Origin of the sequence: Xylophilus sp. Leaf220, from assembly GCF_001421705.1 — a bacterium.
GTDB lineage: Bacteria > Pseudomonadota > Gammaproteobacteria > Burkholderiales > Burkholderiaceae_C > Xylophilus.
Window position 1 is genome coordinate 74,269 of the sequence record NZ_LMKO01000022.1, and the last position, 25,540, is coordinate 99,808.

Here is a 25,540-nt window from a genome sequence, read left to right on the forward strand (position 1 = left end):
TCAAGGAAACGAATCAATCGGCCTGACCAAGCAAAGAATCTGAGCGCGAACGCCTACAGCCCTGTAATGTGATCAGGTGTCTGTAGGCATCATTAGCCCCGGGCGATGCCAGGGCGGTTCACGGAAGGAATGCCATCTCCGTCGAAAAATTATAGCGAAATGGACTGGAAAAAGTAAAACGGCGCGGCATGCGGTTGAGGCTGCTTTCAGATCACAAGGCAAACATCAACTCGGCAAGTCATGAAGAGGTCGTACTTGCAACATACCCTGCCCGACATTTACATCACCTGGGGCAGCTGGTGCAGGGAGCATCGCACTCGCCGGCAGCAATGGCGACGTCAGGAACGTTGATGTGGGCGACGCCGCACAGTAGGGGTGTTCATCCGAAATAAGCCGTCAGCCGTCAGCAAACGGCAGCTACCCCGCCTAGAGCAGACACTGATCGGCCGACGGTCGCCGGCAGCAATCGCTGCTTAGCCGTCATCGGACCCCTCACAGCCGCTGCTCGGAGCCCAAGGCGGAAGTCCAGTCGTGCAAACAGCACGTTTAAAAACGGATTTTTGCCGAACTAACCTGGACTGATCGCTCGCCCAAACGCACCGACATGAGCGCAAGAAAGGCGATGAGCCCCGGCCTCGGCTGTCTCGCCTTGAGTCGAATCGGTTCAAGACGCCATAAGAGCCGTCGCTTATTCACTTTCGCTCCGAAGAAGCGAGTCATGGCGGGTGCCGTCTCAGACCGCAATCGGAGCAGAAATGGGTGGATGGGGGTCGTATCCTTCGATCACAAAATCCTCAAAACGATAGTCGTAAATCGAATCAGGCTTACGCGCAATGGTGAGCTTCGGTAACTCTCGCACATCCCTCTTCAACTGCGTGTGAATTTGGTCCATGTGGTTTGAGTAAGCATGCAAGTCGCCGATGCTTACGATGATTTCGTGGGCAATCAGATCGCACTGCTGAGCCAGCATGTGCGTGAGTAGTGCGAGAGATGCGATGTTGTAAGGAAGCCCCAAGAAGCTGTCTGAACTTCTGATGTACAACTGTGCAGAAAGCCTCCCGTTCGCCACATAAAACTGGTAAAGCAGATGGCAGGGAGGAAGAGCCATCTTCCCCAGTCTCGCATTGTCCTGAGGACTCAAATTTTCATCTGGAAGGTATTCAGGATTCCAACCGTGAAAAAGAATGCGGCGGCTGTTCGGATTGTTCTTGAGTGCGTCCACGACGTAATCAATTTGATTGATCGTGCCTCCATCCTTGGTTGGCCAAGCCGTCCATTGACTGCCATACACAGGGCCCAGGTCACCAGTTTCCGTTGCCCACTCATTCCAGATGCTAACGCCATGCTCCTTGAGCCACCCGACGTTTGTATCCCCCCTTAGAAACCAAATCAATTCATTGGCAATGCTTTTGAAGTGGAGTTTCTTGGTGGTGAGCAAAGGAAAGCCACCGGACAAATTATGTCTGATTTGCCGACCAAAGACCGATGTGGTTCCCGTGCCAGTCCGGTCACCTTTTGCCACCCCATTGTCTAAGATGTCATTCAAAAGATCCAGGTATTGCTTCATAAATTTGACGTCTAGTTCAAAGTAAAGTCAGGCGTTTACCCTGCAAAGCCAAAAGCGCATCGTCCCGCTTCTTGACCTGACTTCTAAGCCACATGATTTCCTCAAAAAGTAGCGCATTCTGGTTTAAGAGAGTGCGCAATCGATCACGCAGAGCATCTAAAGTCGGAACCTGCAAAACATCATCATGAGAATCCACAGAACTGAGTGCATTGGACTCATTCTTGGCCTCCCGCTTCATGTTTTTGAGTTTGATTAGCGCCCAACTTCGCGACCGTACAGTGTTCGTCGTCAATCCAGTGAGCACGCAAATCGAGCCCACCGTCAATTTTAACTTCTTTCGCTCAGCCGGGTTTGCCAAAGTGGCAAGTGCTTTGAGAATCGCCTCGTCGTTCTTGGCGGCAGTACGGTTGACATCAGGCCCCGGAGCGTTGCGAGACGAGGTCATGCATCCTTCTCCACTAACTTTCCGGCATGTCGGCCGAGCTTGTCTGCAAGACCAAGCCAGACCACCTTGAACTCAGCATTGCCCTCAGCTTGCGCTTGTGCCAGCGCATGCGTTCGCCTCGCGTTCAAAGCCATCCCACCCCGCTCTGTGATGACATGACTTCCGCAGTCTGGATCGCACTCGTAATCGCCATAGCACGGCGGGCGCTTGTCTTCGATCGGCAATTCAAAGTTCTTCGTGCAGTTGCCAATGCTAGTAGGCTGTAGTTTTACACCGCGACTTGCCATCGCTTTGATGTACTTGACACGGTCCGCACCAAATAGGGCCATCCCCGCAAAGAAGGCGTCTACCCGCATTTTGTGAGCAGCCCCTCCACCCCCTGCGAACTTGGCGTTCTCGTCATAAAGGTCGTTCAGCGCCGACTCGCTGGCCTGTGCCAGTCGGGTCGACACGCTCGTCATGAGCTGCGAGCGGTAATTTCCGTAGCCAGCAGTCACCTCGTTGGGCATCCCGTGAAACCTACTATGGAAATGTTTTAACTGCATACTGACGAATGGCAGCTTCACCTGCTGGCTTGCAAGCTGAAAAACCAATGTTTCTCTGCACTGATGAATGGAGAAAGTCCATTCTTTGAATTTCTCATCGACATGTATCTTACTCAGCCAACGCGAAAGCTTTTGACTTATGGTATGGAGGCTATAACCTCTTGATGCCCTAGTAAAACGAGCGAAGGGGCTCGAGATAAGAAATTCACTTCCTGTGAACCGACAGAAAAACGCGAGAACCTCGAACGCATCTCTAACGATGTCGATTGCAAGCCAGCCTTCGGTTGTCGGAGTATCTTTTTTCCGATGTTTCACGACCTTTGATTTGATGAACCAATAGCCGCGTTCAAAACTCAATGCCTCATTGCGCACGTGCACAATTTCACTTTGCCGCATTCCAGTGAACAACAGCAGCATCATGATCGATGCGCATTGCACGTCGGCAATAATTTCCTCGACCTGATAGGCACGCACCTTGAACCGCAGATCAAACTTTGCGCGGTCGACGGGTCCTTGCGGGTGCTCTGTCAAGAATGCGTGAATTGCGCTACCACTTTCACTATCCAATACATCATCTGTCAAAGCGACGTACTCGGAACAATGTACTGGCAACCCCAGTGCAGACTTGAACCGCCCGATCGCATTGAGGGCATAATCTTGAATGCGCAAAAAGTACAGATCGGGCAATGGTTGAATACCTTCGCCGTTGGTAGTCTCTGGCCACGCAATGGACGACTTCTCGATGTCCACCAATTGCCACTGCAAAGGACCCGACAAGTTTCTTTGCACCATCGGAGAAGATACAAGTTTAAGTGCCCTCTTTAAATGAGCCCCACGGCCTGGGTGATCCTTGATGCATTCTTTCAACAGGGCGAAATCAACATCCTGCAGCCGCGTCACAACTCTTCCGTATTTTGTTTTAGCTGCAATTATCGCAGCAGAGAAAATGTGCACCAGCTCTTCAATGCGGCCTTTAACCGTTTTCGGATCCAGTTGCTTTTTTGTGCGACGAGAGGTTTTTATCAATGCGGGAAAATAGCCATGAATAACAGCCGCAACTTTTAAGTCATCAACCATTTGCCGTGTAAGGCAGTTTACATAACGGGCTTTTTTGGCAGAGTTGTGGTGACCATGAGTTGATCCATGCCCGTGGATGAAATCGCTCCACATGATGGCGCTTCCCGTCTTGCCCATGTGAAGTGGATCGCTTAACGGCAACAGTGGCCATACGTCATCACCGAATCTGCCACACCAAACAGGTAGGTCGGGAGCAAATAAGGCTTGCCCGCCAACGAGCGCGTCTAACGAGGGCAAGCTTGATACGGCTAGCATTCAAATTCCTTGATAAATCAGTTGATCCACAAGCACATCATCAAGTGCGACCGCCTTGTCGCGCGCTTCCTCAATGACGGGTTTTGGGAAGATCACGTCTTCTTTCAGGATCCCGTCAATGAGCGTGATCACATCTTTGAAGAGACCGATTCTCGGACGAATAGCGGGTGAATCACCAGCCACAGCCTCGCTCAACCGTTTTCTGTACACAATAATCTTTGGGAGACTTGACTCCGTCACGATAGCCTGATCGCAAAAAAGGCACATGTTCCAGAATTTGCAGACCGAACCTTTTTTGTACTTCGTAAGAGCTTGGACCCGTTCACTTGGTGCATAAGGGTCCGAGCATCCGCATCCGGACAGGGTTTCGCTAAAGCCCGATTGAGAACTGTTTGACTCTATCTTTACCTGCTTTTCTTGGGCAGTGCCATTGCGGTGTTCATTAGAACGGCGGACGATCCGCTCCATCGCGCCTGTAACCTCTCGATTGAAGGCTGGTTGCAGTTGATGTTCGTCTAAATAACTCGCGCTGGTAAGGATTGATCGGTGGCCAAGAGTTGCTTGAACTTGTAGCAAGCTTGCTCCCGCCAAGACCATGTTGGTTGCAAGCGTCGGTCGGCACCTGGAAATGTTAAAACTGAATTCTTTTCCAAATTGAGTCAGCAAACCTTCCTCTTGCTTGAACCTGCGACCCCAAATTTTTACCTTGCCTTTCGGGTCGATTGCAAGAATAACCTTTCGTCCCGCTCGGCGCGACTGCTCCACGTCTTCAAAAATGAACAGTCGCCGCGAAAGCTCTGGAGGTGCGTGATGTCGAATCCTCAGCGTAATTGCAAGGATAATGTTGATTAATGTCTTAACCCGCTTTGCGATTTCCCCAGGGACGAAAACCTCTTCCACTTCAAGCAAGCCTATGTGTAAACTCTGATCTTCTGACCGAGTTGCACTTCCAGAGCGCGGCTTCCGGTATGCAATCACAGGCTCGCCGGTGAGACCGTGCTCATCTTGATACGAATCAACCTCAAGCTGCTTGAGTGCCTCAACGTTCAACCCAGTAAGTACGCAGAGTTCGGTGGCGAGCGGCATCACCAATCGGTCATCAACATGAGCCCACACACCCCAACGACTAAAGAGCGCACGCAAACGTTCCTGGGAACAAACAACACCCAGTTTTCGTCGATTGAAATGGGTCAGCATGGCTTCCGCGTCGCATTCATACTCGTTCTCAAAAGCCCAAAGGAGCGCACGCTCGTCGGATTGAAGCACTCTGGTCGGCACGACGCCCAGCGCTTGCTCAGGGGTGCCGCCCACGCGGAGGCGTAAGGCGACGGTTCCGGCAGGAACACCGTAGGCTTTCGCTGCCTCAGCGATGGATTGGTAGGTCTGCCCCTCGACCTCAATGGGTTGCGCGATGCCCGCATCACAATTGCCACGCTCGTCCAGACCAAGTGTCTCTCGGACAGTCCAACCCTGTTGCAGCCGCGTGGTGAGCTTTTGATGAGAGAGGTTGTAAAGGCTCGCAGCATCCGAGATTTCTACAACTGCTCCATCTATTTCAATTGAGCCAAAGTTTCTTTTTTTATAGGGCACACCTTTGCCACTCCGCGTATAACCCACTACAACGCTCGCAGCAAGGCCAAGCCACTTCGCCAAAGCCGCGTTTATAACCTCCTGTTCGTCTTCGCTATAGGCCGAACGACTGTTCGTTTCACGAGTACCTTTAAACACTCCGGGTGAGTAGATCGCCGTATCTATCACACGAAGCGCATAAGCGAAATCCATGACCCTGCGCACACATTTGTAAAGGCTATACCGAGTTTTACTTGTCAACCTCATGCCGAGCCAGTCGCAAAATCGAACAAGCGCATCGGCTCCCCATTGCTCATGCAAATAGAATCGAACACGATCTTCCGACGATTTGCTATTCGCGTAAGTTTCCTCAAGGTATTTTAGGAACGAATTCTTGGCCCATCTGTAATTGGCCGCCGTTGGCTCGTCATACTCTCGCTCAACCTGGTAGAAAATCCAAATCACTTGGGCGTATGGATTACGAAGCGTAGGCTCGGGCGGACGGCTAATCTTATACGGCGTTGATGACATGATGCCCGCGTCTTTCTTTGTGCTGAATTGGCCCCAAATAGGTCTTGGCTCGTATCTCCTCAGCCTCTTCAAGGCGATTGATCAGTTTTCCGGCTTTTGTCAACTTGTCCAGAATTTGAGGCGGCACTTGAGTATAAATCTCTGTAGTACTCAAATTATTATGACCAAGCATTTTTTGGACGATGAGCATCCTGTCGACGAAATCTTTTCCCGCGTCAGAACGGAGGACCGAAAAGGCCATCCCATGTCGTAGCCAATGAGATCGAAATTCCGGGGGCAAACCTGCTCTCGTTACGGCCGATTTGAACTGTTTAGTGGCATTTCTCAGGCTCCAACGAAGTTGATTGGTCGTAAGGAAAGCAGGCTTATTCGCATCTGTGATGTCCCAATCGGGCGCAAGCCTATAATCTCGAGTATTGTGGTATGCCTTGATTCGGCGAAGAACCGCTCTGGAAATTAATGTGATTCTTTCCTTGCCTTGGTCTGCGCGCCCTTTGACGCCGTTGATGCAAATTGGAATGCATTCATGACCAGAATCATAGGTGCTGTCGTCGGGCAAATCCCCTCGTTTTAAATTGATTAATTCTGAAATTCGTAAGCCCATGTCGTATTGAGCGTGAAAAGCCGTCCTCTCGCATTCGCTGTACAAACCGCTTAGAACATCGATGACATGCGAAGTTGTAATGAACTTTGGACTCTTCGCATTTGACTTTTTAGTAACGTAGCCTGCAGCGCCATCGCGCCCCCAAGGTAGATACTCGACGTCCCTCCGCCTTCCACCTTCCTCCGTGCACAACCACGTCAGAAACTCGCGTACACAAGATTCCCTGCTGTGACGCGTCCTGCCTGTCACGCCTCGATCGCGCATGAAAGTCAACCAATGCACCAGGTCGTCTCTGTTGAGTTGGCAGATGTTCTCGTCGACGTTTACACCCGGGAGCGGTGGATCCGTATCGATCCAGTGGCAAAGGTATTTAAGGGTCTTGCCGTACTGGTGGACGGTGTCGGCAGCGTACGAGTGTCCGACTTCAGCCCAAAGCTTTCGGAGCCAGTTCGAAGCCGTTCTTACAATGACCCCGTGGCGGTCCGTGACCGTGAAGACGGTTGTCCGAGATTTCGGAAAGGAAAGCTCAACCTCTTCTCCTGAAGACTGCAAAGCGAACTTATGACTTTCAGGGGTAACAGCCACCGTCGTAAGGCTCGTTTCCAGGCACAAGGCAAGCTTCCGCACGTCGGACTTCTTGGGCATCTCTGATAGGTTGTGTTTGGTTGCCACAGTTCGTCCATTCTGCACGTTTGCATGCACCTTTGGTTCTTAAAAAAACATGCGAAAAACGAAAACCAGTCACTATCTTCCCAAGGAACGAAGATGCTTTTGATACTTTGTCTTTGGTTCCGTAAACACATCTACAGCAACCACCAGGAGCAGGTGGCCCTGCAGCTTTCGCGCGAGCCGTACCCGTACCCGGTGCTGGAGATCCAGCGCCGGCCCAATTCGATCTTCGACTACCGGTTCGAGGACTTCGCGGTGCAGGACTACCGGTGCCACCCCGCCATCAAGGCGCCGGTGGCGGTATGAAGCTCAACCTGGTCTACGCCCGCGCCGCCAACGGCGTGATCGGCAAGGACGGCGCCCTGCCCTGGCACCTGCCGGAAGACCTGGCGCATTTCCGCACATTGACCCGCGGCCACCCGGTGGTCATGGGGCGCCGTACCTGGGACTCCTTGCCGCCGCGCTTCCGGCCGCTGCCGGGCCGCACCAACATCGTGGTCACCCGGCAGGAAGATTGGAGCGAAACAGGCGCCCAGCCGGCCAGCAGCCTCGACCAGGCGCTATCGTTTTGCGAGCATCTGCCGGAGGCCTGGGTCATTGGCGGCGCCCAGCTCTACGCCCTGGCCCTGCCCCGCGCCGACCGGGTGGAAGTGACCGAGATCGCCCAGGATTTCGAGGGCGACGCGCTGGCGCCGGTGCTGGGCGCCGAATGGCGCGAGGTGTCGCGCGAGCCGCATGCGGCGGCCGACGGCATGCGCTTCGACTTCGTGCGCTACGAGCGCTGACGGACACCCCCCTTTGCGCGGCAACGGCGCGCCGGCACCGGGCCGGCACCGTCAACCCGGCCTGCACCCTTCGAACGCGCGCTGCAGCATGTCCCGTACCTCCTGGCGCTGCGCCGGACCGACGGGCCTCGGGTTCCAGTAGGGCTCTGCCACGACGATGTCGGCCGCCCGGTCCAGCGCGCCGGCCGGCAGGCCCAGGGCCTGCAGCGACAGCGGCGCGCCGTTGTCCCGCGCCAGGTCGTACAGGGCCCCGCCCGCGCCGGTGCCGTCGGGCGCGTCCAGGGCGGTGCGGATGCGCTGCATCGCCTCCGGCGCCGCCACGGCGTTGTAATCGACCGCATGCGGCAGCACCACCGCATGCACCTCGGCATGCGGCAGGCCGAAGCTGCCGCCCAGCACATGGCACAGCTTGTGGTGCAGCGCCATGCCGACGCCGCCCAGCACCGCGCCGCAGAGCCATGCACCGTAGAGGGCGCCGGCCCGCCCCGCCCGGTCGTCGCCGCGCAGCCGGATCGCCGGCAGGGCCCCGGCGATCGCGCGGATACCCTCCTGCGCCATCAGGGCCGACATCGGATGGCCGTCCTGCGCGTACAGCCCTTCGGCCGCATGGGCGACGGCGTTCAGGGCGCTGGCCACGCTGACCGCCGTCGGCAGCGCATAGGTCAGCTCGGGGTCGTAGAGCACGGTGCGGGGCCGCACCCGTTCGTCGCGACCGGTGCGCTTGTGGCCGGCGTCGGTGATGCCGTAGATCGCGGTCATCTCGCTGCCGGCGTAGGTGGTGGGGATCGCCAGGATCGGCAGCGACGACTCCAGGGCGATCGCCTTGCCGAGCCCGATGGTCGAGCCACCGCCGAAGGCGACCGCGCAGTCGGCACCCGCCTGCCGTGCGGCGTCGCGGGCGTCGCGCACCGTTTCGATCGGCACGTGCATCGCGGCCCGGGCGAAGACCCCGGCCGCCCGCGGGCCCAGCCGGTCGGCCACGTCGTGGGCGGCGGCGGCCTGGCCGGGGGTGGAGAGCACCAGCGCACGGCGGGCGCCCAGGCGCTCGATCTCGCGCGCCAGGTGGACGATCGAACCGGCGCCGAACACGGTCCGGGTGGCCGGCGCCTCGTGGTGGAAGGCCTCCATCTCAGGACCCTTCCCGGTCGAGCACGAAGTCGAATTCGAGCAGGTAGCTGCCGTCGGACTGCGCGACCCAGTCGGCCACCAGCGACTCGCGCACGCCGAAGACGACGTCCGAGTCGAGGTAGCGGTCGCCTGCGCGAAAGACGTGGGTCACCAGCGTGCGGTAGCCCGGCGCCGCGATGCGGAAATGCAGGTGCGCGGGCCGCCAGGGATGGTTGCCGGTCCGCCGGAGCATGTCGCCGACCGGGCCGTCGTCGGGGATCGGATAGGCCACCGCCAGGACCGAGCGGAAGTGGTAGCCGCCCTGCGCGTCGGATTCCAGGATGCCCCGCGCCTGGGCCTGCTGCAGCCCGGGCCGCTGCACGTCGTAGAGCCCTTCGTCGTCCGACTGCCAGACCTCGATCGTGGCACCGGCCACTGGCGTGCCGTCGAGTCCGCGTATCCGGCCGCGCACGGTGCACGGCGTGCCGGCCGCGCCGTTGGCGATGTCGTCGCCCTGGCTGTAGCGGGGCGCGTCTTCCACGTGAAACGGCCCGAAGACGGTCGACTCGGTGCAGCCCGGGGGCTTGTCCTGGTTCATCGCGACGGTGAGCATCGAAAGGCCCAGGGTGTCCGACAGCAGGATGAACTCCTGCCGCTTGTCGTCGGTGATGTGGCCAACACGGGTCAGGAAGTCGATGCCCTGCGCCCACTCGCCCTCGGTCAGCCGCACCTCGCGGGCGAAATCGTGCAGGTGCCGCACCAGGGCCGTGACCAGGGTGCGCAGCCGCGGGTCGGGCGTCCCGGCGAAGCGGGCGACGACCGCGTCGGTGATGGTGTGCTGGTTCAGGTTGCGCATCGGCGGCTATCCGTGTGCATGCAGGCCGGCGGCCGCCGCCTGGGCATGCGAGGCCTGCCGGCCGAGCGATGCGATGGCGATCGCCGCCACGATCGAGGCGCAGCCGATCAGCACGAACATCGGCATCGGCCCGGTGGTCGCACCCTGCAGGCTGCCGATCACGAACGGCCCCAGGATGGCGCCGAGCCGGCCCACGCTCAGCATCATGCCGACCGCGGTGGCGCGCATCTCGGTCTGGAACGCGCCGGCGGTGAAGTTGTTGAGCACGTACTGCGCGCCGATCACGAAGAAGCCCGCTGCCGCGGTGCACACCAGGTTCACCCAGTGGCCGTCGAGGAACACCATCGCCAGCACCGCCACGCCGCCCAGCGTCCACCAGGTGGCCAGCACGCTGCGGCTGGCACCGCGCCGGTCGGCCAGATGGCCGCAGGCCAGGCCGCCGACGAAGGACATGATCTGCATCAGCGCGCCGAAGCCGAAGCTGGCCGCGAAGGTTTCGCCGCGCTTCATCATCACCGTCGGGATCCAGCCGGTCAGGCCGAAGATGCAGAAGAGGCTGAGGAAGGCCGCGGCCCAGATCGTGAGCGTGGTGCGGCGCAGCCCGGGCGCGAGCAGCGCGGCGACCGGGTTGGCCTGTCCCTGCGCCACGGCCGGCAGCACCAGTCGGGCCTGCCGGTACACCGCGGCGCGCTCCGGACGCAGGCGGATCAGCAGCGCCCGGATGTCCTCGGTGCGGCCCTTGAGCGCCAGGAACTTGACCGACTCGGGCAGGCAGAAATGCAGCGCGACGGTCAGCGGGATCGAGAGCGAGCCGATCCAGTAGAGCACCTTCCAGCCGAAGACCGGCGTGAGGTAGACGCCCACCAGCCCCGCGAGCGTGCCGCCCAGGGCCCAGCCGAAGGCCACGCCCCAGAGCGAGAAGGTGTTGGCCACCCGCCGGGGCGCGAGCTCGTTGATGTAGGTGGTGGCCAGCGGCAGCAGCACGCCCAGGCCGATGCCGGTCAGCACCCGCAGCCCGCAGAACGATGCGAACGAGTCGGCCAGCAGCGGCGTGGCGAGGGTGAACAGGCTGGTGATCCACAGCCCGCCCAGCAGCGTGGCGCGCCGCCCGATGCGGTCGGCCACCATGCCGTGCGCACCGGCCCCGACCAGGAAACCCACCAGTCCGCTGGAGACCAGCAGGCCCGCCTGCCCGGGCGCCAGGCCCCACGGTCCGGTCACGTAGTGGATCACGTAGGCCGGGTTGAAGGTGTCGTAGCCGTCGAAGAGGGTCAGCGCGGCCATCATCACGCCGAGCCAGATGTGCAGCCGGCCGACGCGCGCCTCGGCCAGTTCCTCGTGCACGTCGATCGAAAGAGGTGTCGTCATGTCGTGTCTCCTGTCTTTTTTATCGTGAACCGGCGGCGGCGGGGTAGCCCGTCAGCCGCCGAGCAGCGGCGCCAGGCCGAACAGCTCGACCGCGTTTGTGCGGCCGATCTTCTCGCGGTCGCGCTCGCTGATGCTGGCGCTGTCGAACCAGCGCGCCGCGTGGTCCACGTTCTCGAACGGCCAGTCGGTCGAGAACAGGATGCGGTCGGCGCCGACTTCCAGGATCGCGTCGATCAGGGTCTGGGTGCGGAAGTTGCCGGAGGTGGTGAGGTAGAAGTTCTCGCGGAAGTATTCGGCGATGCGGCGGCGCGCCGGGTAGCGCGGCGGCGTCTCGATCCAGGCGTTGCGGTTGTCGATGCGCCACATGCTGTAGGGCAGCCCCTCGCCCATGTGGCCGAGGATGATGGCGAGTCCGGGGTATGCGTCGAACAGGCCGCTGCACATCAGCCGCAGCGCATGCACCGCCGTCTCCTGGCCGAAGCCCCAGGTCGGGCCGAGCAGCCACGGATGGCCGTCGTAGATGCGCGCATCCGCCGGCAGCGGGTTGCGGGGGTGCAGGTAGAAGGGCGCGCCGAGCGCCTCGACCGTCGCCCAGAACGGGCGGTACCGCGGCAGGTCGTAGTAGACGGCGGTGTGCGGGTCGCCCACCTGGCTGAAGCCGTTGACCAGCGCGCCCTTGAAGCCCAGATCCTGCACGCAGCGCTCCAGTTCGCGCGCGGCACGCTCCGGGTCCTGCATCGGCAAGGCGGCCAGGCCCTGGAAACGGTCGGGCCGCCGAGCGACCTGCTCGGCCAGGAAGTCGTTGGCGCGCCGCGCCACCTCGCAGGCCCGGTCGGTATCGGGGATCGCCTGCACCGCCGGGGCGTTGAGCGACAGCAGCATCATCGCCATGCCGTTGGCGTCCATCTCGCGCAGCCGGCGCTCGTGGATGTCGAGCAGCCGCGCGCGCAGCTCCGGCCAGTGCGTCTCGGGCGCGAAGCCGGCCGAGTCCATGACGGTTTCCTCGAGCGCGAAATGCTCCTCGAGTCCGATCTTTCCTTGCATGGTGAGTCCTTGGGGTTGGTTTCCGGAGGCGCCGGGCAGGGCCGGCGAAGTAGGCAATTCAGTACTGGCCCTTGGGCGCCAGGCCCAGCGCGTTCTGCCCGGCCATGGTCCCGACCGCGTCCCAGTTGAGGCTGATGTGGCGGCCCACCGCATTGGCGTCGCGCCAGGCCCGCTGCACCGGGTTCGACAGCACCAGCCCCTGGCCGCCGGTGGAGGCGTTGAGCGCCTCGGCACCGCGGATCGCCAGCGACACCGCGAACGCCTGTCCGCGGCGGCTGGCGATGCGCTCGTCCACGTCGACCGTGCCGCCGGTGCGAACCGTTGCGGCCCGGGCGCGCAGATCGCGCAGCAGCACCTCGCGCGCCGCGTCGACGCTGGCGGCGGCCTCGGCCACGCGCAGCTGGATCGTCGGGAACTCGGCCATACGGTTGTTGCCGCCGGCCACCGCGCCGCGGGTGACGCGCTGGCCGGTCATGGCGAGGTAGTCCTCCAGCGCGCCCGCCGCCGCGCCGACCGCCGTAGCGGCCAGGCAGGACGGTATGTTCGACAGCATCGGGATGCCGAAGCCGGGGTTGTCGTGCAGCCGCCGGCCGGGCGTGCAGCCGCTGGTGGTTTCCTTGAAGGTGAGGATGCGGTGCTGCGGCACGAAGGCGCCGTCGAGCACCAGCGTCCTGCTGCCGGTGCCGGCCAGGCCCACCACCTCCCAGTCGCCGTCGATCCGGTAGTCGATGGCGGGCACCAGGAAGAAGGCGGGGCCGGGCGGGGGCGCGCCGTCGGCGGCGGGCAGCACCGAGGCGCAGACCGCCCACTGGGCGCCGTCGCATCCGCTGGCGAAGGCCCATCGCCCGGTGAGCCGGTAGCCGCCCTGCTCGGCCACCGCCTGGCCGGCGGGTGCGTAGGAGCCGCAGACCACCGCGTCGGCATCGTCGCTCCAGACGTCGTGCTGGGCCGCCGCGTCGAAGCTCGCCACCAGCCACTGGTGGGCCGCGTACAGGCCGTACACCCAGGCGGTGGAGGCGCAGGCGCGGCCCAGCGTCATCACCAGGTCCACGAGCACGTCGAAGTCGTGCTCGTGGCCGCCGAACATGCGGGGCTGCACCACCCGGAACAGCCCGGCATCGTGCAGCTCGGCCAGGCTCTCGGCCGGGATGCGGCCCATGCGCTCGGTGGCCGCGGCGCGTGCCTTGATGGCCGGCAGCAAGGCGTGCATGCGGGCCTGCAGTTCGCCGGCCGAGGGCCGCTGCGGCGCCGGCGACAGGGTATGGACGGGATCGCTCGACAGGACACAGGACATGGGAAACCCCTTGTGGAATGGACTTCGGTGGAAAAAACGGGTGGTCCGGCGCGCCGGGCGCGAGAGCTCAGCCCGCCGGGCTGGTCACGCAGTAGCCGGCGTCCTGGTAGACCAGGGGCGCGATCGCGTCGCGCAGGCCGACGTGCTCGACCTGCCCTACGACGATGGTGTGGGTGCCGTAGGGGACCGCTGCGGCCTTGCGGCAGAACAGGTTGGCTTGCGCGTCGGCCAGGTAGGGGATGCCGTCCTCGGTGCGCGACCAGTCGCCGAGGGCGAAGCGCTCGGCCGGCGGCACCGCGCCGCTGAAGGCCGCCGACAGGCCCACCTGCTCGCGGTGCAGCACGTTCACGCAGAAGCGGCGGGCCCGGAACATGATGTCGTGCAGCAGCGTCTTCTGGTTCAGGCAGATCAGCAGGGACGGCGGGTCCATCGACAGCGAGGTGACGGCGGTGGCCGTCATGCCGTGGCAGCGCTCGTGGTCGGCCGTGGTGATGATGGTGACGGTCGATGCGAAGCGCCGCATCGCAGCCCGGAACGCAGCATCGACCTGGTGGGGTTCTACCGTGACGGTGTTCATGTCTTTTGTCTCCTCGGGCCGGCTGCATCGGTGCGGTGCGCAGGCCTCGAAGAGACTGTAGGCGGCGCTGCCGATGCAGGCCAGTGCAAAGATTGCAAGAGGGAAGTGCACGCCGTCGATACCCCCGCACCCCTCCTGCGGCGGCGGCACGGCCCGCCGGGCGTCAGTCGTTTCGCAGCGCCTGCTCGGCGTCGGCGCCGATCGTCACCAGTTTCTGGCGCAGCCAGCGGTGCGCCGGGCTTTGCTGCAGCCGCCGGTTCCACACCAGCCGGAACTCGACCCGCGGCACGGCGAACGGCAACGCGCGCAGCACCAGCGGCGCCGCGCCGGCGAAGACCTGAGCAGCCCCCCGCGTGACGGTGGTCACCATGTCCGACCGCACCAGCGCGATCACCGCGGCCAGGCCGTGCGGCAGACCCATCACGATGCGGCGGTGCTGCTGCGCGGCCGCCAGGGCCTGGTCCACCAGGTCGTCCGGCGCGCCGCTCATGCTGACCTGCAGGTGGGGTGCCTGCAGGTAGCGTTCCAGGGTCAGCGGCTCTGCCGCCAGCGGATGGTCGGCCCGCATCACGCAGACGTGGCTGTCGGCGAGCAGCCGGCAGGTCATGAACCGGTCGGGCAGGTGCTGGAAGAAGCCGATGCCGATGTCGGTGCGCCCCTGGTCGATGCCCGCCAGGATGTCTCCGACCGCGCCGGGCCGCACGGTGAGCGAGAGCAGCGGCGCCTCGGTCCGGATCTGGTCGACCATCTGCGGCAGGATGATGATCGTCTCGTGCGTCTCCACCGCGATCTGGAAGGTGCCATGGGCCTGCGCCGGCTCGAAGTGCTCGGGCGTCAGTACCGTCTGCACGCCCTGCAGCGCCATCCGCAGCGGCCCCGCCAGCCCGAGCGCCCGGGGCGTCGGCTCCATGCCGGTCGCGGTGCGCACCAGGATCTCGTCGCCCAGCAGCTTGCGCAGGCGGTCGAGCGCATGGCTGGTGGCCGACTGGCTCAGGCCGATGCGCTCGCCCGCACGGCGCACGCCGCGCTCCTCGATCAGGGCCTCCAGCACCACGAGCAGGTTCAGGTCGATGGCGCGGAGGTTCATGGCGGGCGGCGGTTAGTGCGCAAAAGCGCAACGCGGCAGCATGCCCGCGCGCCGCCCTGCCGCCAATGGGGAAAACGTGGGCACCGTCACGGCGCGCCAGCGCGGCGCGCCGCGGCTCACCTCAGCGCCGCGCCGTCAGCCACTGCTGCGGCTTGAGCGCCGCGGCCACCACCCGCACTTCGCCGATCTGGCCGAAGAAGCCGTCGGCCCGGCCGTTGTCCCACGATCCGCCGCCCACCACCCAGGGCGCGCTGGCCGAGGTGGTGGCTAGGCCGGTCACCTTGCTCGCGTTGCGCAGCACCGGCGCGCCTTCGACGTACATCGTGGTGTCGTGCGATGCCGGGTCGTTGACCACCGCGATGTGCACCCAGGTGTTGGCGATGATCTCGCCCGACCAGTTGGCGCGCGGCGCGATGGTGTCCTGCGTCGGCACGACCTCCCACTGCACCTCGCGCAGCGACGAGATGGCGAACAGCATCGGCGGCGATTCCGGGTCCTCGCCGGTGAAGCCGGCCAGGTTTCCGCGCCGGCCGTCGCGGGTCATGATGTTCATCCAGGCGTGGGTGGAGCGCATCCAGGCGGCATCGATCTTGACGAAGGCCTCGACGGTGTAGCCGCCCTCGAGCTTCTGCGCGTTGATCGGCGCGGCCGCGTCGGTCATGAAGTAGCTCAGGCGCGGCACGTTCTTGTCGGTGTTCAGGAAGCGCACCGAGCCGGGCGCGGCCGAAAGCCGGTGGCGGTCGGCGCTCCAGACGATGTCGCCCTGCGCCGCGCCGACGATGCCGCCCTGGTTGAGCGCGTCGCGCCGCAGCGGGTTGGCGCCGGTCACGTCGGCGATCACCGTGCCGGTGGCGACCGCCTGCCCGGCGGTGCCGCCGAAGAAGCGCCAGTGCGCCAGCGTGTTGGCGACTTTCGGGTAGTCGTCGCTGTCGGCGGCGGCGCGCGGTGTGACCACCGTCGGCTCCTTGTAGTTGGCCAGCACCAGCGCGCGGGCCTGGGCGACCAGCGACGAGGCGACCGTCGCCTGCCCGGCCGCGAAGGTTTTGTTGAAGCCCGCGAACCGCGCCGCGAAATCCATCGCGAAGGAGAAGCTCTCGTTGGGCGCGCTCAGCACCGCCTGGTCGAACTCGGTCAGCGTGTCGGCCGGCTTCTGGATCACCCAGGGCGAGAACGACAGCACCTTCACCAGCTTGTTGGTCAGGTCGAATTCGTAGAGCCGCATCAGGCCGTTGCCGCCCTGGTAGGCCATCTGGTAGTCCACCACCATTTCCTCGACCGCGTGGCCGAAGTCGTTGGTCCTGGTGAGCCGCGCGGCGCCGTGGTGGTGGCCGTTGAGGGTCATGAAGATCTGGTCGTTGTCGCGGATCAGCTTCTCCCACAGCATCTTGCCGTAATCGGTCTCCAGCGGGCTGCTGCCGTCGGGGGCGATGTTGAGCAGCTGGTGGTTCACCAGGATCACCGGCAGCGTCGGGTTGCGTGCGATGGCCTGCCGCGCCCAGGCGATCGCCGCCGGCGAGATGCGCCACGACAGCGACAGCACCATGAACTTCTGGCCCTGCGCCTCGAACACGTGGTATTCGTGAAAGCCGCTCGGGTCGCGGCCGCCGAAGGTCGACTGGCGCTGCGCGCGGGCGGTGCCGAACCACTGCAGGTAGGGCTCGTTGGCCAGGGTGCGCGCAGCGTCGGTGCCGTTGACCGGGTCGATGCTGTAGTCGACGTCGTTCAGCACGTCGTGGTTGCCGGCCAGCACGCTGTAGGGGCGCTTGGCCACTTCCAGCACCTGCATCGCGCCGTCGGCCACCTTCCACTGCTCCGGCTTGCCCACCTGGTCGACCACGTCGCCCAGGTGGATGGTGAACGGGATGTTGAGCGCACGGGCGTTGGCGGCGATCCACTGCGTCTGCGCCGCGAACGGCTCGCTGCCGAAGCGGCGGCCGTACTGGCTGCTCTCGGCCGAGGTGGCGTAGCGCGAGTAGAACTGGGTGTCGGGCAGCACCGCGACCGCGAAGCTGGAGATGGCGGTGCTGGCCGCGGGCGCAGGGGCGGGGCTCGGTGCCGGCGCGGCATTGGCCGATGGATCGTCGCCACCACCACCGCAGGCCGTCAGGGCCGCTCCGCCGCCTAGCCCCAGCAAGGTGGAGGCGCCCAGTTTGAGCATGCTGCGGCGCGGGGCGAGCGGTGCCGCCGGGATGCGTGCATCGGCGGCTGGATCGGGGGCAGGCACGCAGTCGGGGCGGGAGGGAGTCGAGGCCATGGAAGGACAGTCAGGGTTGGAAAGCCCGCGACGTTAGGGAACCGCCGTGACAGAAGATTGACGCCGCCATGACAAAGCGAAGAACCAGCGCAAAAGCCGAGAAAGCGACACGATGCGGGTCCGATGAATGCATTTGCACTCGGGTAAATCTATTTACATCCTGGTGTACCGGCGGCCCAGTCCTATCTGCGTGCTGCAGGAACAACTGCGCTCGGGAGCTGAAAATCGAGCAAAAAGTGGTTCGAGCCGGCGAGAGGCGCCGACCGGCAGCTATCGAATCAGGAGCAACGGGGCCGGAGGATCGAGGATCTCTTCAGGCCAGCGGCGCCAGCAGCCCGTCCAGATCCCCCACCCCGAACTTCACCGCCGCTTCCGCGTCCTGGCCCAGCACCCCGTCGGCAAGCACCGCCTTGCGCGCCTGCAGCTCCAGCATCCGCTCTTCGATGCTGCCCTCGGCCACCATGCGGTAGACGAAGACCGGCCGGGTCTGTCCGATGCGGTGGGCGCGGGCGGTGGCCTGGGCCTCGACGGCCGGGTTCCACCACGGGTCGAGGTGGATCACGGTGTCGGCCGCGGTCAGGTTCAGGCCGGTGCCGCCGGCCTTCAGGCTGGCAAGCAGGATCGGCGCATCGCCGGCCTGGAAGCGCTGCACCAGCGCGCCGCGCTCGGCCGGCGGCGTGCTGCCTGTGAGCAGCAGGCGCGGCAGGCCCAGGGGCTCCAGCGCCGCATCCACCAGCCGCAGCATGGTCGCGAACTGCGAGAAGACCAGCACCGTGCGGCCGGCTTCCACCATCGCCGGCAGCATCTCGCACAGCCGCTCCATCTTGGCCCGCTCGATGCCGGGCGGCGTGGCGGTACCTTTCAGCAGGTGCGGATCGCAGCAGACCTGCCGCAGCTTGAGCAGCGCGTCCAGCACCGCGATCTGCGCGCCCTGGAAGCCGGTGCGCTGCAGCACCCGGCGCACCTGCTTGTCGGCCGCGACGCGCACGCTTTCGTACAAATCGCGCTGCTGGCCCAGCAGCGGCACCCGCTCGACCACCTCGGTCACCGGCGGAAGCTCGGTCGCGACCGTGTCCTTGCGGCGGCGCAGGACGAAGGGCCGCACCCGGCGCGCCAGTAGCGCGGCCCGCGCGGTCTCGCCGCCCACCTCGATCGGCTTGCGCCAGACGCGCTGGAAACTGCGCGCATCGCCCAGGAAGCCCGGCATCAGGAAATCGAACTGCGCCCACAGCTCGCCCAGGTGGTTCTCCAGCGGCGTGCCGGTGAGGCACAGCCGGTGGCGGGCCTGCAGCCGGCGCAGGGCGTGGGCCGCGCGGCTGGCGGCGTTCTTCGCGACCTGGGCCTCGTCCAGCACCAGCAGGTGCCAGGGCTGGGGCCGCAGCCGGTCGAGGTCGCGCCAGGCCAGCGGGTAGGTGGTGACGACCAGGTCGTGCGCCGCCATCTGCGCGAAGCCCGCGTGCCGGTCGGCCCCCTGCAGCGCCAGCACCTTCAACTGCGGTGCCACGCGGGCCGCCTCGGCCTGCCAGTTGAAGACCAGCGAGGTGGGCACCACCACCAGCGAGGGCCGGTCAGCCCGGCCCTGCTGCTTTTCCACCAGCAGGTGGGCCAGGGCCTGCGCCGTCTTGCCCAGGCCCATGTCGTCGGCCAGGATGCCGCCCAGGCCCTCGGCACGCAGGTACTGCAGCCAGGCCAGGCCCTCGCGCTGGTAGGGCCGCAATGTCACGCCCAGGCCGGCGGGCACGTCGACCGGTGCCGGCGGCCCGCTGCGGGCCAGGCGGGCGGCCAGTGCCTCCAGCCCCTCGGCGCCCTGCAAGGCCCACGCGCCTTGCGCGCCAGCGCGCTGCGCCTGGCTGGCGGCCAGGTGGTGGCGCAGCGATTCGAGCCGTTCGGCATCCCACTGCGACAGCTTCAGCGGACCGGCCGCGCGGTGCGGATCGGTCAGCAGGTCGAGCATCGCGCCGACGATCGCCTTGAGCGGCGCCGCCTCCATGTCGATGCGCCGGCCGCCCGGCGCCCGCAGCCGCACCTGCGCCGCATCGTCGATCGCCGCCAGCGCCGCGGCATCGCGCCAGCGGGCATCGCGCTTCAACAACTCGGCCAGCAGCGGCGCGAGGTCGAGCATCTCGCCCTGCACCTCGATGCCCAGCGTCAGCAGCCAAGAGCCCTCGCGCCGCGGCAGGGCCAGCCCGCCCGCCGGCACCACCGGGGCCGGCCGGGTGCCGAGCGGCGCCGCAAGCTCGCGGCCCTGCGCTTCGCCCGTCGCCGGATCGAGCAGCAAGCGCCAGGCATCGACCGGCACGCTCTGGTGCGCGAAGCCCGGCACCACCACCACCGACCATCCCGCCGCCTGCAGCACCGGCACCCGGTCGGCCCAGAAATCACCGAACTGCTCTTCCTGCGGCAGCGTCCACAGCACCGGCGGCGCATCGCCGAGCGCGGCCGTGGCGGCCTCGGGCGCGCGCCACTGCAGCGCATCGGCCGGAACCGGCCGCAGGTCCAGCGTGGCGAGCAGGTCGCGGGCATCGGCCTCGGCGGCGCGGTCGCGGGTGACGGGGGCGGCGTCCTGGGCCGCATCGGCACGCGGCGCCAGGACCGAGGTGGGCGCCGGCACCTGCCACCGCAGCCCGCCCGGGGCCGCGTAGGTCCATTCCACCTGCGCCACCGTGACCTGGTCGCCGCGCGGCGCCAGCGATTCGGACGGCGCCATGCCCAGCAGGCCGTCGCCGCGGCCGAGGGTGCGCAGGGTCAGGCGGGGGCGGAAGGCGGCAGCGGGGGGTGCGGGGGCGAGGGAGGCTGCGGGGGGCACGGCGGGCATGGGGAATTGTGGAGCGACGGCGGAAGCGCATTAGCGATCCGGACTGCCCCATGACGCATTTCGCGAGCCGGATCAACCTCCAGCCGGCGCCGATCGCCGACAGTCAGCTATGAAAATAATAGCTGGCTGTCGCGCATGGAATCGCGGATGTACGGCAAGCAACCGTCTGCAGCCGGTTTTCGACGGACCATCCGGGACGCTGTGCAAAGCCGACGACCACGGCGGCAACGCACCGGATCGACCCGCCGCCCTCCCAGGAGACCCCGCATGCCCGCAGCCGAACGCACCCTCTGCTGGACCCCCCTGACGGACGAAGGAAGGCCGGGGCCCGGCATGGAACACCTGAGGCTTTGCGCCACATCCGCCGACGGCATGGTGCTGGGCGTGGACGAAGACCAGGGTCCGTTCCGCCTGCACTACCAGCTCCGGTGGACACCGCGGTGGCAGTTGCGCAGCGCCGCGCTGACGCTCGCCACCTCCGGGTCGACCCGCACATTGCGGATGGAAACCGACGGCCAGGGCCGCTGGCGCGATGGCGCCGGCCGCCCCATGTCCGAGCTGGAGGGCTGCCTCGACATCGACATCTGGCCCACGCCCTTCACCAACACGCTCCCGATCCGGCGGGAACCGCTGGCCATCGGCGAGCGGCGGTGCATCCAGGTGGCGTGGGTGTTCGGGCCCACGTTGGGCATCCGGAAGCAGGCGCAGGCCTATACCCGGCTGGAGCATGGCCTGTACCGGTTCGAGAGTCTGGATGGAAGCGGTTTCACAGCCGACATCGCCGTCGATTCGGACGGGCTGGTGCTCGACTACCCCGACCTGTTCCGGCGCTTGCGGACCGGAGTCGGGGGCGGATGCCCGGGTGGCACCGTCGATCAATGAGTGTGTGCTTTCGGCCAAGGCCACGCTTACAAAGACAAACAAGTTAAATTCGGGCTCGACCATCCCGTCGCATTGCCCTTGCGAGCGGTCCACCCGTTTCACGCCCGCCCCATGCGACCTGCCGCCTTCCCCGCCCGATTCCTGACCCTGTGCGCGCTGGCCTGCTGCTGGGCCAGCACCCACGCCGAAGTCGACAGCCTCGTGCGCGATGCTGCCGCCCTGCGGCAGGCCGGCAAGGCGCAAGTTGCGTACGACCTGCTGGAAAGCCACGAAGCCGCACGCGCAGGCGATCCCGATTTCGACACCGTGTTCGGCATCGCCGCCAACGACATCGGCAACTATCCGCGTGCGGTGCTGGCGCTGGAACGTGCGCTGGCGATGCAGCCGGGCCAGGCCCGCATCCAGGCCGAACTCGGCCGGGCGCTGTTCGCGGTCGGCGACAACCAGGCCGCGGCTACCCTGCTGCGCGCGGCCCGCGCCGACCGGCAGGTACCCGAGGGCGCCGCCCGCAGCATCGACCAGTTCCTGAACGCCATCGGCCGGGTCGAGGATGCCAGCCGCTCGTCGGTGCGCGGCTATGTCGAGGGGGGCGTCGGGTACGACAGCAACGTCAACAGCGGCCCGGCCGGCGCCAACGTCGCGGTGCCGGCGCTCGGCGGGCTGGTGCTGACGCTGAACCCCGCGGGGGTGGAGCGCGCGTCGCGCTTCGCCAGCGTCGTCAGCGGCCTGTCGGCCCGCATCGTGGTCGATCCGCGCTGGTCGGTGATCGCCGGCGCCAATCTGTCGGCCCGCCCGAACACCTCGTCGGTCAGCGGCATGGACACCGCGCAGGCCGACGCCAACGCCGGCGTGTCCTACCGGCACCAGCGCCACGAGCTGATCCTGGCGACGCAGCTGAGCAGCTTCGAATACGGCGGCCGGCAGCTGCGCCAGACCGCCGGCGGCACCGCCGAGTGGGTCTACCGCATCGACGGTTTCCGCCAGTGGGACAGCTACCTGCAGTACGCGCGGCTGCACTACCCGCAGCAGTCGGTACGCGACGCCGACCGGGTGGTGCTGGGCACCTCGTACGCCCACCGTTTCCGCAGCGGGCCGCTGGCCTACGGCGGTGGCTACCTGGGCCGGGAAGGCACCCGCGCCGACGGCGTCGACCAGTTGGGCCACCGGCTGGTCGGCCTGCGGGCCGGTGTGCAGGCACCCCTGACCGAGCAATGGGCCGCCTTCGCCACCTTCGGCTTCGAGTACCGGCGCTTCGGCGGTGACGACCCGTTCTTCCTGATCCGCCGCACCGACCGGCAGACCACGCTCAACCTCGGCACGACCTGGGACCCGGCGCCCCGCTGGCGGGTGACGCCGCAGCTGTCGCTGACACGCGTCGCCTCCGACTCGCCGATCGCCGATTTCCGCAAGACCGTCCTGTCGGTCACCGCGCGCAGGGATTTCTGATGCACACCGCACCGCTGCCACACACCATGACCACCGCCATCCGCTTTCGCAAGGCCACCCTGGCCATCGCCGTGGCCGGCTGCTTTCCGCTGGCCGTCCAGGCCGCCGAGCCCGCCGTCGCGCCCGTGGCCGGCACGGTCCAGTTCGCCATCGGCGAGGTCAGCGCCCGCCGGCAGAACGCCTCGGTGCCGCTGCAGAAGGGCTCGACGGTGGAAAGCGGCGACCTGCTGACCACCGGCGCCGACAGCCAGGTGCAGATCCGGTTCAGCGACGGCGGCCTGGTCGCACTGCAGCCCAACACGCAGTTCGCCATCACCGAATACGCCGACCGGCAGGATCCGAAACGAGACCGCTACATGGTCAGCCTGCTCAAGGGCGGCCTGCGTTCCATCACCGGCCTGATCGGCAAGCGCAACCACGACAACTACAAGGTGCAAACGCCCACCGCCACGGTCGGTATCCGCGGCTCGGCCTTCACCGCCTTCGTCGATCCGGCTGACCGCAGCCTCAAGGTGGCGGGCGAGCAGGACGCGATCGAGGTCTGCACCGACAGCGGCTGCATCGGCCTGACGGTCGGCGAGACCGCCCTGGTGCGGGCCAGCGCCGCCGGCGCGCTGCCGAGCCGTACCAGCGACCGCGCCAGCCTGCCGGTATCGGCGCCCACCCAGGCGCCGCAGACCGTGGCCAACCAGAGCGACGATGCCGGCCGCCCCGTGGTGGTGGCGCAGGCGGTGGATGCGCAACGGCCGGCGACGCCCCCTCCTGCCCCCCGGCCCGCTCCCAGCCCTGCCCCCAGCCCCGCCCCCACACCGACGCCCGCACCTGTGCCAGCCCCGGCGCCCATCACGGCACCCGCCCCGACGCCCGCGCCGACACCCATTCCTCCGGCTCCGCCTGCGCCCGCTCCAGCACCATCACCGGTGCCGGGGCCCGCTCCAGCTCCAGCTCCAGCTCCAGCTCCAGCTCCAGCTCCAGCTCCAGCTCCAACTCCAACTCCAAGCCCAACGCCAAGCCCAAGCCCAACGCCGGCACCTGCTCCAGCGCCAACGCCCGCACCTTCGCCAACGCCTGCACCGCCCCCGGTGCCGACACCTGCTCCGTCGCCTGCACCTGCACCTGCACCGTCTCCGACGCCCGCACCTGCTCCAGCGCCAACACCTGCACCGTCCCCGACACCCGCACCGTCTCCAACACCTGCTCCAGCGCCGACACCAGCACCGGCTCCGACACCTGCTCCGGCGCCCACGGCCTCCGGCCTCACCGTCCGCGGCTTCTCCACATCGGCGACCGGCCTGCAAGGCCGCGCCCTGACCGCTGCCACCGCGACCTACGACACCAACGGCCAGCCCCAGCGCTTCGCAGCGGGCACCACATCGGTCAGCCGCGACGGCGCGGCCGTACCCGGCGCGACCTTCTACAGCAGCGGCAGCACCGCGACAGGCGACCTGCTGCAACTCGGCGAGTGGGGCGCATCCACCTGGAGCGCGGGGGGCGCCAACAGCGCGGATACCCGGTTCGTGTATGTCACGGGCGTGCCCACCGCGCCGCAGTTCGTCCTGACCAACCAGCGGGCCACCTACAGTCTGGCTGCGTCCACCCCGGTCTACACCAGCCAGAACCGCGTCGGCTCGGTCGCCTCGGCCACGCTGTCGGTCGACTTCTACATTCGCAACACCAATTCCCTGGGTACCCTCGCGGTGGCCGTCGACCTGCCGAGCGGCGCAGGTGCGGCGACCAACCGCTACAACCTGGCCGGCACCCTCTCCGGCAACGGAGCCTCGCTGTCGGGCGCGCTGGGGATCACCGGCGCGGGCTGCTCCGGCCCGTCCAACCCCTGCCTGGGCGGCTCGGCCGAAGGCTTCTTCGCCAATGCCGCCGGCAGCAAGGTCGGCCTGACCTTCACCGGCAACAGCACCACGACCGGCAGCTTCGGCGGCGCCCTGGCGTTCACCGAGACCGGCCCGCGCGGCAGCATTCCCGCCGCCACGGTCGGCTCACCCGCGGCTTCCTATGTCACCAGCTTCGCCTACCTGACCTCCGTCGGCGCGGCGGCCCAGCGCACCACCGTCCCGGACGGCGACCGCGTCTTCTTCCAGGGTGCGGAGCTGATCGAGTCGCGGCCGCGCGGCAGCCAGCCCGACATCGTCAAGGGCGGCACCGTCACCGCCGCCAGCGCCGGCGCCGGCGGCATCGGGGTGCCGGGCAGCCTCGACTTCATCGGCTGGGGCAGCTGGGAGTCGGGCAACATCAACGGCACGGCGGGCCTGCCGGTCATCAGCAACGTCCACTACATCGTCGCCACGCCGACCACCGACGCCTCGATGCCCATCGCCGGCACCGCCAGCTACAACCTGGTCGGCGGCAGCGCGCCGGTCTCGACCACCCAAGGAACCGGCACACTCAACAGCGGCTCGCTGACGGCCGACTTCACCGCCGGCACGGTGGGCACGGTGCTGAACCTGGGCTTCGGCGGCAACAGCTACACCGTGGGCGGCACCGGCCAGTTCCGCCAGCCCGGAAGCGACGCGGCGATCATCGTGCCGGGCTCCGGCAGCAACGGTGCGCCGATCGCGGCGGTGATCAACGGCGTGTTCAGCGGTCCCAACGCCTACCGCGCCGGCATCACCTACAGCGTCACCGGCACGCCGGCCACCACCGGCATCATCAACGGTGCGGCGGTGTTCCAGAAGGTGCCGTGAGGCGCCCGGGATCGACCGGCCTCCGCAAAATTCATAGGGAAAGTGCCCGGGGCCGGCGTCCTAC

General features: G+C 65.7%; 18 protein-coding genes, 1 pseudogene and 1 riboswitch. Of the genes and pseudogenes, 5 read left to right on the forward strand and 14 right to left on the reverse strand.

Features of this window, described 5'->3' with window-relative positions; all coding sequences use genetic code 11:
• Window positions 1-76: 76 nt before the first annotated feature.
• Window positions 77-149, reverse strand: a riboswitch (Fluoride riboswitch).
• A 584-nt stretch (window positions 150-733) separates the two neighbouring features.
• The 5 genes from ASE76_RS12365 to ASE76_RS20080 form a co-directional block, all read right to left on the reverse strand.
• Window positions 734-1,567 (reverse strand): thymidylate synthase, encoded by an 834-nt coding sequence (locus ASE76_RS12365; protein ID WP_055839861.1) that lies wholly within the window; start codon window positions 1,565-1,567, stop codon window positions 734-736.
• A gap of 16 nt (window positions 1,568-1,583) precedes the next feature.
• A complete protein-coding gene (locus tag ASE76_RS20655; RefSeq protein WP_156362737.1) occupies window positions 1,584-2,012 on the reverse strand; it encodes a hypothetical protein in 429 nt (142 codons plus the stop codon).
• Window positions 2,009-3,751: a site-specific integrase gene (locus tag ASE76_RS20075; RefSeq protein WP_168389251.1), complete on the reverse strand. Its 1,743-nt coding sequence runs from the start codon at window positions 3,749-3,751 to the stop codon at window positions 2,009-2,011. The genes ASE76_RS20655 and ASE76_RS20075 overlap by 4 nt, the downstream gene beginning before the upstream one ends.
• A gap of 138 nt (window positions 3,752-3,889) precedes the next feature.
• On the reverse strand, window positions 3,890-5,989 hold the full coding sequence (locus ASE76_RS20660; RefSeq protein WP_156362739.1) for a site-specific integrase: 2,100 nt from the start codon (window positions 5,987-5,989) through the stop codon (window positions 3,890-3,892).
• The gene (locus tag ASE76_RS20080) at window positions 5,970-7,238 is read right to left on the reverse strand and encodes a tyrosine-type recombinase/integrase (RefSeq protein ID WP_082448440.1); all 1,269 of its coding nucleotides are present in this window, start codon (window positions 7,236-7,238) and stop codon (window positions 5,970-5,972) included. Before ASE76_RS20080 ends, ASE76_RS20660 begins: the two co-directional genes overlap by 20 nt.
• 153 nt (window positions 7,239-7,391) lie before the next feature.
• On the opposite strand from ASE76_RS20080, the pseudogene ASE76_RS21210 reads away from it, so the two are divergent.
• Window positions 7,392-7,568, forward strand: a pseudogene (locus ASE76_RS21210) (thymidylate synthase); the annotation flags it as partial.
• A complete protein-coding gene (locus ASE76_RS12375; RefSeq protein WP_055839868.1) occupies window positions 7,565-8,047 on the forward strand; it encodes a dihydrofolate reductase in 483 nt (160 codons plus the stop codon). The pseudogene ASE76_RS21210 and the gene ASE76_RS12375, both read left to right, overlap by 4 nt.
• 51 nt (window positions 8,048-8,098) lie before the next feature.
• Here the strand turns inward: ASE76_RS12375 and ASE76_RS12380 are convergent, their stop codons facing one another.
• The 9 genes from ASE76_RS12380 to ASE76_RS12420 all read right to left on the reverse strand — a co-directional run bounded on the left by ASE76_RS12380 (window position 8,099) and on the right by ASE76_RS12420 (window position 20,449).
• Window positions 8,099-9,175 carry a maleylacetate reductase gene (locus tag ASE76_RS12380; RefSeq protein ID WP_055839871.1) on the reverse strand — a complete coding sequence of 359 codons (1,077 nt, stop codon included), beginning with the start codon at window positions 9,173-9,175 and terminating at the stop codon, window positions 8,099-8,101.
• A 1-nt stretch (window position 9,176) separates the two neighbouring features.
• Window positions 9,177-10,010, reverse strand: a complete 834-nt coding sequence (locus ASE76_RS12385) for an intradiol ring-cleavage dioxygenase (RefSeq protein WP_055839872.1) — start codon at window positions 10,008-10,010, stop codon at window positions 9,177-9,179.
• A 6-nt stretch (window positions 10,011-10,016) separates the two neighbouring features.
• On the reverse strand, window positions 10,017-11,378 hold the full coding sequence (locus tag ASE76_RS12390; protein ID WP_055839875.1) for an MFS transporter: 1,362 nt from the start codon (window positions 11,376-11,378) through the stop codon (window positions 10,017-10,019).
• 51 nt (window positions 11,379-11,429) lie between these two features.
• Window positions 11,430-12,422 carry an amidohydrolase family protein gene (locus ASE76_RS12395; RefSeq protein ID WP_055839879.1) on the reverse strand — a complete coding sequence of 331 codons (993 nt, stop codon included), beginning with the start codon at window positions 12,420-12,422 and terminating at the stop codon, window positions 11,430-11,432.
• A gap of 58 nt (window positions 12,423-12,480) precedes the next feature.
• A complete protein-coding gene (locus ASE76_RS12400; protein ID WP_055839882.1) occupies window positions 12,481-13,716 on the reverse strand; it encodes an acyl-CoA dehydrogenase family protein in 1,236 nt (411 codons plus the stop codon).
• A 67-nt stretch (window positions 13,717-13,783) separates the two neighbouring features.
• A complete protein-coding gene (locus tag ASE76_RS12405; protein WP_055839885.1) occupies window positions 13,784-14,293 on the reverse strand; it encodes a flavin reductase family protein in 510 nt (169 codons plus the stop codon).
• Window positions 14,294-14,456: 163 nt separating this feature from the next.
• A complete protein-coding gene (locus ASE76_RS12410; RefSeq protein ID WP_055839889.1) occupies window positions 14,457-15,380 on the reverse strand; it encodes a LysR family transcriptional regulator in 924 nt (307 codons plus the stop codon).
• A gap of 121 nt (window positions 15,381-15,501) precedes the next feature.
• Entirely contained in the window at window positions 15,502-17,634 is a 2,133-nt protein-coding gene (locus tag ASE76_RS12415) for a LamG-like jellyroll fold domain-containing protein (RefSeq protein ID WP_082448443.1), read from the reverse strand.
• A gap of 313 nt (window positions 17,635-17,947) precedes the next feature.
• Window positions 17,948-20,449, reverse strand: coding sequence for a DEAD/DEAH box helicase (locus ASE76_RS12420; RefSeq protein ID WP_055839895.1), 2,502 nt, complete (start codon window positions 20,447-20,449; stop codon window positions 17,948-17,950).
• A gap of 267 nt (window positions 20,450-20,716) precedes the next feature.
• On the opposite strand from ASE76_RS12420, the gene ASE76_RS12425 reads away from it, so the two are divergent.
• The 3 genes from ASE76_RS12425 (at window position 20,717) to ASE76_RS21390 (ending at window position 25,476) form a co-directional block, all read left to right on the forward strand.
• Window positions 20,717-21,331: a putative glycolipid-binding domain-containing protein gene (locus ASE76_RS12425; protein WP_168389252.1), complete on the forward strand. Its 615-nt coding sequence runs from the start codon at window positions 20,717-20,719 to the stop codon at window positions 21,329-21,331.
• Window positions 21,332-21,442: 111 nt separating this feature from the next.
• A complete protein-coding gene (locus ASE76_RS12430; RefSeq protein ID WP_055839901.1) occupies window positions 21,443-22,777 on the forward strand; it encodes a surface lipoprotein assembly modifier in 1,335 nt (444 codons plus the stop codon).
• A 26-nt stretch (window positions 22,778-22,803) separates the two neighbouring features.
• A complete protein-coding gene (locus ASE76_RS21390) occupies window positions 22,804-25,476 on the forward strand; it encodes a FecR family protein (protein ID WP_201781862.1) in 2,673 nt (890 codons plus the stop codon).
• Window positions 25,477-25,540: the final 64 nt, after the last annotated feature.